We start from the raw sequence: 8,185 nt of genomic DNA, 5'->3' as shown, positions 1-8,185 counted from the left end.
CGGTCGCCGCCATCATCGCTGGAGCATCGTTGATGCCGTCGCCTACGTAGAGCGTCTTGCCTTTGGCGGTCTCGCCCTGGACGAGCGACAGCTTCTCTTCCGGAGTCTGATTGGCGCGGATCTCTCGAATGCCCACTTGATCGGCAAGGTAACGGACCTCGGATTCCCTGTCGCCGGAGACGAGGAGAATACGGCGAAACTGATGCTTGGGACCGAGGTGAGCCACAAAGGAGCGGCTCTCGGAGCGGGGGCTGTCCCGGAAATGGAAAGTCGCCGCGTAGCGATCCTCGACCAGGACGATGCATTCGAGGCCGTCAAACGAGGAGGGGAGATCCGCCTGCGCAAGCTGAGTCGGCGTAAGTCGGGAACGAGAGGTAAGGCGGATGCTCCTTCCTTCGACTACGCCCAGCAGGCCCTCTCCGGGTGGTTCGCTGACCTCCGACGCCTCCGGGGGGGAGATTCCCTCAGCCTGGGCGGCGGCAAGAACGGCGCTTGCGAGCGGATGCTTCGAGTACCGCTCCAGGCTTGCGGCCGCCGCGAGGACCTCTGGACGGGAGAAACCGGGCGCTAGCGTCAATTCGGTTAGGCGGGGCTCACCGTAGGTCAAAGTTCCGGTCTTATCGAAAATGGCGGTGCGACATTCCGTCACATCCTCCAGAGCCGCAGGGGTTCTCACGATAAGCGATCGCCGAGCGCAGAGGGAAATGGCTCCGAGGATCGCCACGGGGATGGCGAGGATGAGCGGGCAGGGGGTCGCGATCACCAGCACGGCGAGGAAACGAAGGGGCTGGCCTGTGGTCAGCCACGTTGCTGCAGCGACTGCGACCGCTGACGGCGTGTAGTAAGTCGCGAGCCTATCGGCTAAGCGACGAAGCCGTGGTCGCTCCTGTTCCGCCTGCATCATCACGGCCAGAATTTTCGCGTAGCGAGAATCGGATGGAAGGCGGGTCGATCGGATGGTCAATGCAGACTCCCCGTTGATCGCCCCGGAAAGCACCCTCGCTCCCCGCGTCTTCCGTACGCGATAGGGCTCCCCGGTCAGGTAGACTTCGTCCATGTGGCCTTGCCCTTCGATGACGATGCCGTCGACCGGGCAGGTTTCATGGGGATAGACGACGAGGCGATCCCCGATACGGACGGAGGAAAGAGGGATGTCCTCCAAATCGGACTCTCTTTTCCGGTGAGCGATTGAGGGCATCCGCCTGGCCAGGACGCGGAGGACGGAGGAGGCCTGTGCGGTGGCAAAGCTCTCGAGGAACTCTCCGCCGGAGAGCATGAGGATGATGATCGAGCCTGCGAGGTATTCCCCGAGAAGGAAGGAGACGAGGATGGAGAGCCCGGCGAGGAGGTCCGAGCCGAACTCTCTGCGGAGCATTTTCTTCCCCAACTCCCAAAGAAGAGGAATGCCTCCCGCCGCAATCGTGAGCAAGAGCGGCAGAGCGTATTGGTTCGGCGGCAGCCGGAGCCAGAAGCGGAGCGCCAAATGCAAAAGGATGGCCGCGAGGGCGAAGAGGGCGATCGCGCCCTTTTGGTGTTGGACGAGCCAGGATAGCGTCCCGGAGGGCCACTCGCGGGGTTCCTGCGGAAGGATCGGGCGCTTCACGAGGGGTCGTCCGCGGCGGCGGCGTGGGGGGATTCGGCGGCAAGAGGGTTTTGCTCCGCGGTCGATTTCGGCTGCATCGAAGAGCGATGTCTTGCGTCGTCCCGCTCCGTCCAAGTGTAGAGCGCCGGTAGAAGGAGAAGGGAAAGAAGGCTCGAGGAAAGGATGCCCCCGATCACGACGAGAGCGAGCGGCCTCTGGACCTCGGCGCCTGCACCCTGGGCGAGCGCCATCGGAAGGAAGCCGAGGCTGGCTACGGCCGCCGTCATGAGCACCGGCCGCAATCGAATCTGGCAACCCTCCCAGACCGACTCCCGAACGCTCTTTCCATCGTTACGCAGTTGATTGAAGAAAGAGATGAGCACAAGCGAGGCGAGCGTGGCGATTCCCGAAAGGGCGATGAAACCGACGGCGGCGGAAAGACTGAAAGGAAGGTTCAGGATTCGGAGGGAGAAGATTCCCCCCGTCGCCGCGACCGGGACGCTCAAAAGCACGAGCAATGTCTGCCGCAAGCTGCCGAGTGCGGTGTAGAGAAGAAAGAAGATGAGTAAGAGGCCCGCCGGAATGATGACCGCCAGGCGCGCCTGCGCGTGGACGAGGTTTTGGTATTGTCCGCCGAATTCCAAGAAGTAGCCGGGAGGGGGGTGCAGGGCCCGAAGAATCCGCGTTCGTGCCTCACGAACAAAGCCTTCCAGGTCCCTGCTGCCGAGGGTGACTTCGAGAACCTGGTAGCGGATTCCGCTCCCGCGATGGATCATTCGGACCCTGTTGCGAATCGTGTAGCCAGCGACCTCCTTGAGCGGAAGGAGCCCCCCGTTCTCGCTACGGACGGGGAGCTCCAGGACTTTCTTCGGATCGCTTCTTTCCGCTTCGGGTAGCCGGATCACAAGGGGATAGCGGCGTTCTCCGTCGATCATCGTTCCTACGGTCTCTCCCCCGATACCGGTGGCGATTGCGTTGTTGATTTCCACCGATTCGACGATATATCGCTCCATCGCGACGCGGTCGGGGCGGAACTCCAAGGAAGGGCAGCGTCCGGCCGACTGGAACTCGACTTCGAGGGCGCCCGGGATGGTGCGCAGAATCTCTTGAGTCCGCGATGCCAGCCCCTCGAGGATATCGTAATCGGGTCCGAACCACTTCACCGCGAGCTCGGCGCGTTGCCCTTCGAGCATATCGTTGAAGCGCATTTCGATCGGCTGCACGAAGAGCATGCTCTGTCCCGGAACGCGCGTCTCCACTTCCCGGGAGATGATTTCGATGAGCCTTTCCCGATCGATTGGGCGCCCGTTTTCCCTGCGCCACTGGGAGCGGGGCCGGAGCATCATATACAAATCGTTTTCGTTCGGGGGCATGGGATCCGTTGCGATTTCGGAGGTGCCCGTTCGCGAAAAGAGAACTTCGGCTTCCGGAATGCGCTCCAAAAGCATCTTCTCCGTCGCCTTTTCAATGGCAACGGATGCCTCGAGGCTCACCGACGGCGCCTTGTAAAATTCGATGGTAAAGGCGCCCTCGTCGAGGCGGGGAACAAAGACCGCCCCCATATGGCGGAGTGTCCAGAGAGCGAAGGCGAAAGCCGCGAAGGAGCCGCCCACCACGAGGATGCCGCCGCGGCCGAGGGTCCAGCGAAGCAGCGGAAGATAGGCCTTCCGGGCGATCCGGACCATCCACGTCTCCCGGTCGGAACCGTTTCCCCGGATCCAAACCGTGGCTGCTGCGGGAACGTAGGTCAGAGCCAGAAGAAGAGATCCCGAAAGGGCGAGGATCACCGAAAAGGCCATAGGTCGGAACATCTTCCCCTCGATCCCCCCTAAGGAGAGAATCGGCACGTAGACCACCGTAATCACCAAGACGCCGAAGAAGACGGAAGGCCCGACCTGCTCGGCCGCAAAGAGGATCGTCGAAAGCCTCTCGGAAGGGGAAAGAGGGTGCCCAACACGGCTTCGGCGCTGGGCGAGCTCTCGAAGCGCGTTGTCCACCAGGACGACCGCCCCATCTACGAGCAGGCCGAAATCGATGGCTCCCAGGCTCATCAAGTTGGCGGAGATGTGGAGCGGACCCATAGAGAGGAGTGCAAAGAGGAAGGAAAGGGGGATCACGGAAGTGACCAGAAGGCTTGCCCGGACATCGCCCACCAAGAGAAAGAGGACACCGACGACCAAGAGGGCGCCTTCCGTAAGGTTTTTGACGACGGTCTGAATCGTCCGGCTGACCAACTCCGACTGATCGTAAAGAATGCGGATCTCGACCGAAGCGGGAAGCCTCTTTCGGATTTCTGCCATCTTTTCCTTCACGCGGCTTGCGACAGCCCGCGCATTCTCTCCGATCAGCATGAGCACCGTGCCGACGACCGCCTCCTTCCCGTTTACCGTCGCAGCCCCGGTTCGGATGTTCGGTCCGACGGCGACTTGCGCGAGATTCCGGACCAATAAAGGCTGCGTGCCGCCCGCATACTTGATCGGCAGCTGCTCGATCTGCTCCAAGCTTTCGACTCGACCCAGCGAACGGACGAAGAGCTGTTGGCCCATCTCGTCGATGACCGCTCCCCCCGCATTTTGGACGTTTTTCCCGACGAGAGCGCCGAGTTCGGATGCGGTCAGGCCGGCGTGAAAGAGGCTTTCGGCGGTGGGGGAAACGACGATCAGCTTCTCGTAGCCGCCCGACGTGTTGATGTCGGCGACTCCGGGAACCATCCGGAGAAGAGGCTTGACCGAGTATTCTTGGAGCAGTCGCAATTCCATGAGCTGCAGTATTTCGGTGGGCGGCTTGTCCTCTGCGTCCGGACGGTATTCGAGCGAGTAGTAGAGGATTTCTCCCAAGCCGGTCGCCATCGGGGCGAGCGAAGGGCTTAATCCGCGCGGAAGTTTTGCTTCCGCCGCGAGCAGCCTTTCGCTGACCAGCTGCCGGCTTCGGTAGATGTCGGTTCCGTCTCGGAAGATCAGGGTTACCTGCGAAAGACCGAACTTGGAGAGCGAGCGCATCACGTCGAGTCCGGGGATGCCGGCGAGCTCTACCTCCAAAGGAAAGGTGACCAGCTTTTCGATCTCCTCTGGAGCAAGGGAGGGAACCGCGGTATTGACCTGCACCATCGGGCTCGTGATATCGGGCACCGCATCGATCGGGAGTCGGAGCGCCGCCCAGAGTCCGAGTCCGAAAATTGCCGCGGAGGCGAAAAAGATCAACTCCCGCCGATGGACGGCGAACCGGAGAAGAGCGTTAATCACGGAATCCTCGGAGCGATTGCGGACGGGGCTCGGCGTTCCGAAGGCAGGAGGCGGATCGATCTGGAAGATGTCGCAGACCGTCCGACGGAGCCACGGGTTCGGAAAAAGCGGGCTTGGTCCTCATCCCTCGGGGGAGGGCGCGATCGGCTCTCCTGCGATCGACGGGCTGCGGCCTTGCCGGTGCTCCTTTCCTTGCCGGGGTCTTTCCCGCCACCCTTCCATCCAAGAGTAGAGAGTCGGCAAGAGGAGGAGGGAGAGGAGTGTCGAGGAGAGCACGCCGCCGATGACCACGATCGCCAGCGGCCGCTGGACTTCCGCACCCGCTCCTGTTGCAAGCGCCATAGGCAGGAAGCCAAGGCTGGCGACCGTAGCGGTCATGAAGACGGGCCGAAGACGAATCTGGCAGCCCTCCCAGACGGCTTCGGTGACGCTCCGCCCTTCCGCGCGGAGCTGGTTGAAGAAGGAGACCAGGACGAGGGCGGCCAGGACGGCGATGCCCGAGAGCGCGATAAAGCCGACGGCCGCCGAGAGGCTGAACGGGAGGCCGGCCCATTGCAGGCCGAAGACCCCTCCGGTGATCGCGACGGGCACGCTCACCAGCACGAGGGCGGTCTGCCGAAAATTTCCCAAGGCCGTGAAGATCAGGAAAAAGATCAAGAGGAGCGCTGCCGGAACGATCACCGTCAAACGGGCCTGGGCGCGGAGAAGGTTCTGATACTGGCCGCCGAATTCCAGAAAGTAACCCCGGGGAACCTGGATCTCTCGGGAGATGCGGCTTTGGGCTTCGCGGACGAATCCTGCCACGTCGCGGCTGCCGAGAGTGACCTGCACCGGCTGGTAGCGGATTCCTCCCGAGCGGTGGATGATGCGTACTCGGTTCTCGATGCTGTACCTCCCGACTTCGCCGAGAGGCAAAAGTCCGCCCGATTCGCTCCGTACCGGGAGCCGAAGGATCGCCTTCGGGTCCGAGCGGAGCTCGTCGGGAAGCCGAACAACGACGGGGTATCTCCGCTCGCCGTCGATCATCGTTCCAACGACCTGACCCGCCATCGACGTCGCCACCGCCGCATTGATCTCCCCCGCTTCCACGGTGTAGCGGTCCATAGCCGCGCGGTCGGGAGCGAACTCCAGGGAAGGAGCCCGGCCCGCCGACTGCATTTGCACATCGATGGCTCCCGGGATCTTCTGCAGGATCTCCAAGGTTTTTGCCGCGAGGGGCTCGAGCAGGTCGAAATCGGGTCCGTACCACTTCGCCGCCAGATCGGCCTTTTCTCCCTCGAGCATCTCGTTGAAGCGCATCTCGATCGGCTGCCCGAAGAGCATTCCTTGCCCGGGGACCCGCATCGAGATCTCGCCTTGAATGATCTCGATCAACCGTTCCCGGCTGATCGGCTTCCCCCCCTCTTTCCGCCACTCCTCCGGCCGGCGGAGGATCATGTAGGTATCGTTTTCGTTCTGCGGCATCGGGTCGGTGGCGATATCCGGGGTGCCCGCTCGGGAGAAGATGAGAGAGATCTCCGGAACGCGGGAGAGAAGCATCCTCTCTGTCTCCTTCTCGAGTGCCATCGAGGCTGGCAGGCCCATCGACCACGTTTTGTACATCATCACGGTGAAAGAGCCTTCGTTGAGACGGGGCACGAAGACCGCTCCCATCCGGCTCAAAAAGACGAGGGAGAGCGCAAAGAGGCCAAACGACGAGAGCACGACGACGGCCCCACCCCAGCCGAGCGTCCATCGGAGCGCCGGGGTGTAAAGGGCTCTTGCCCAACGGATGAAGAGGCTCTCCCGATCGTGCAATCCCTTGCCGAGCCAGAGGGAAGCCCCCGCCGGGACGTAGCTGAACGCCAACAGGAGGGAGCCGGAGAGCGCGAGGATGACGGTCAGGGCCATCGGACGGAACATCTTCCCTTCGATCCCTCCCAGCGCCAGAATTGGAAAGTAGACCACGGCGATCACGAGCACTCCAAAGAAGACGGAAGGTCCGACTTGCTCGGCGGCGGCCAGGAGCGCCGAATGGCGTTCGGCCTGCGTGAGCAGGCGGCCGAGCTGCGCCTGACGTCTGGCGACCTCTCGGATCGTGTTCTCGACGATGACGACCGCCCCATCGACGAGCAAGCCGAAGTCGATGGCGCCCAGGCTCATGAGGTTGGCTGAAACGTGGAGCGGGCGCATGAGCGCGATCGCGAAGAGAAAGGAAAGGGGGATGACAGACGCGACGAGCAGGCTCGCCCGAACATTCGCTACCAGGAAAAAGAGAACGCCGATGACCAGCAGAGCTCCTTCCGAAAGATTCTTGATGACGGTGTGGATCGTCCGGTTGACCAGATCCGATTGATCGTAGACGATCTGCAGCTCGACGCCGGGAGGAAGGCGCTGCTGTACTTCGGCCATCTTCGCCTTGACTCTCTGCGCGACGGTCAGGGCATTTTCTCCAATCAGCATCAGAACGGTCCCGAGCACGGTCTCCTTGCCATTATAGGTGGCCGCGCCCGTCCGGATATTGGGGCCGACGCTCACCCGCGCAAGGTCGCTGACGAGGATCGGCTTGGCGGATCCGCCATACTTGATCGGCAACCGTTCGATCTGCCGGAGATCCTCGACTCGGCCGAGCGAGCGGACGAAGAGTTGCTGTCCCGCTTGGTCGATGACGGCACCTCCTGCGTTCTCGACATTCTTTCCGATCAGGGAGGCCAGCTCCGAAGCGGTGATGCCGGCATGAAAGAGGCTCTCTGGATTCGGCTCGATCAAGATGAGCTTTTGAAAGCCCCCGCTGGTATTTACATCCGCCACTCCCGGCACCATCCGGAGAAGGGGCTTGACCGTGTACTCCTGGAGAAGACGCAGCTCCATGAGCTGGAGCATCTCGGTAGGGGGCTTCTCCTTGGCATCCGGTCGGTAATCGAGCGTGTAGTAGAGAATTTCGCCCATTCCGGTCGCAATCGGCGCCAGCGTCGGAGTCAAATCCCGAGGGAGCTTGGCCGCCGCGGTCAGGAGCCGCTCGCTGACCAGTTGACGACTCCGGTAGAGATCGGTCCCATCCCGAAAGATCATCGTGATTTGGGAAAGACCAAACTTGGAGAGCGAGCGCATCGTCTCCATGCCGGGGATACCGGAAAGCTCGATTTCCAATGGAAAGGTCACGAGCTTTTCGATCTCTTCGGGAGCCAAGGCCGGGACCGGGGTATTCACCTGCACCATGGGGCTGGTGATATCGGGAACCGCATCAATGGGGATTTGCAGTGCCGACCAGAATCCGGCGCAGAGCAATCCGAACGCGGCGAAGAGGACCAGTTCCCGCCGGCGCAGCGAAAAGGCCAAGAGTCGTTGCATCATCGCTCGCTTCCGGCATCGGGAAGCTTCG

At 62.1% G+C, this 8,185-nt stretch carries 3 protein-coding genes; all 3 read right to left on the bottom strand.

The genetic code is table 11. The features are described from left to right. The coding region (locus tag FN369_RS05150; protein WP_246189569.1) for a heavy metal translocating P-type ATPase at positions 1–1,603 on the bottom strand (1,603 nt) is incomplete at its 3' end. Continuing rightward, entirely contained in the window at positions 1,600–4,824 is a 3,225-nt protein-coding gene (locus tag FN369_RS05145) for an efflux RND transporter permease subunit (protein WP_142525124.1), read from the bottom strand. The genes FN369_RS05145 and FN369_RS05150, both read right to left, overlap by 4 nt. A gap of 120 nt (positions 4,825–4,944) precedes the next feature. Next, a complete protein-coding gene (locus FN369_RS05140) occupies positions 4,945–8,157 on the bottom strand; it encodes an efflux RND transporter permease subunit (RefSeq protein WP_246189568.1) in 3,213 nt (1,070 codons plus the stop codon). Positions 8,158–8,185 lie beyond the last annotated feature (28 nt).

This window comes from Methylacidimicrobium cyclopophantes (assembly GCF_902143385.2).
In the GTDB taxonomy this organism is placed as follows: Bacteria; Verrucomicrobiota; Verrucomicrobiia; order Methylacidiphilales; family Methylacidiphilaceae; genus Methylacidimicrobium; species Methylacidimicrobium cyclopophantes.
The sequence above is the reverse complement of the archived record's forward strand: the minus strand, read 5'-3'. Positions and strand labels throughout refer to the sequence as shown.

Bases quoted from the DNA above. Each gene is read 5' to 3' on its own strand.
- FN369_RS05140 (WP_246189568.1), bottom strand. From the start codon at position 8,157: ATGATGCAACGACTCTTGGCCTTTTCGCTGCGCCGGCGGGAACTGGTC.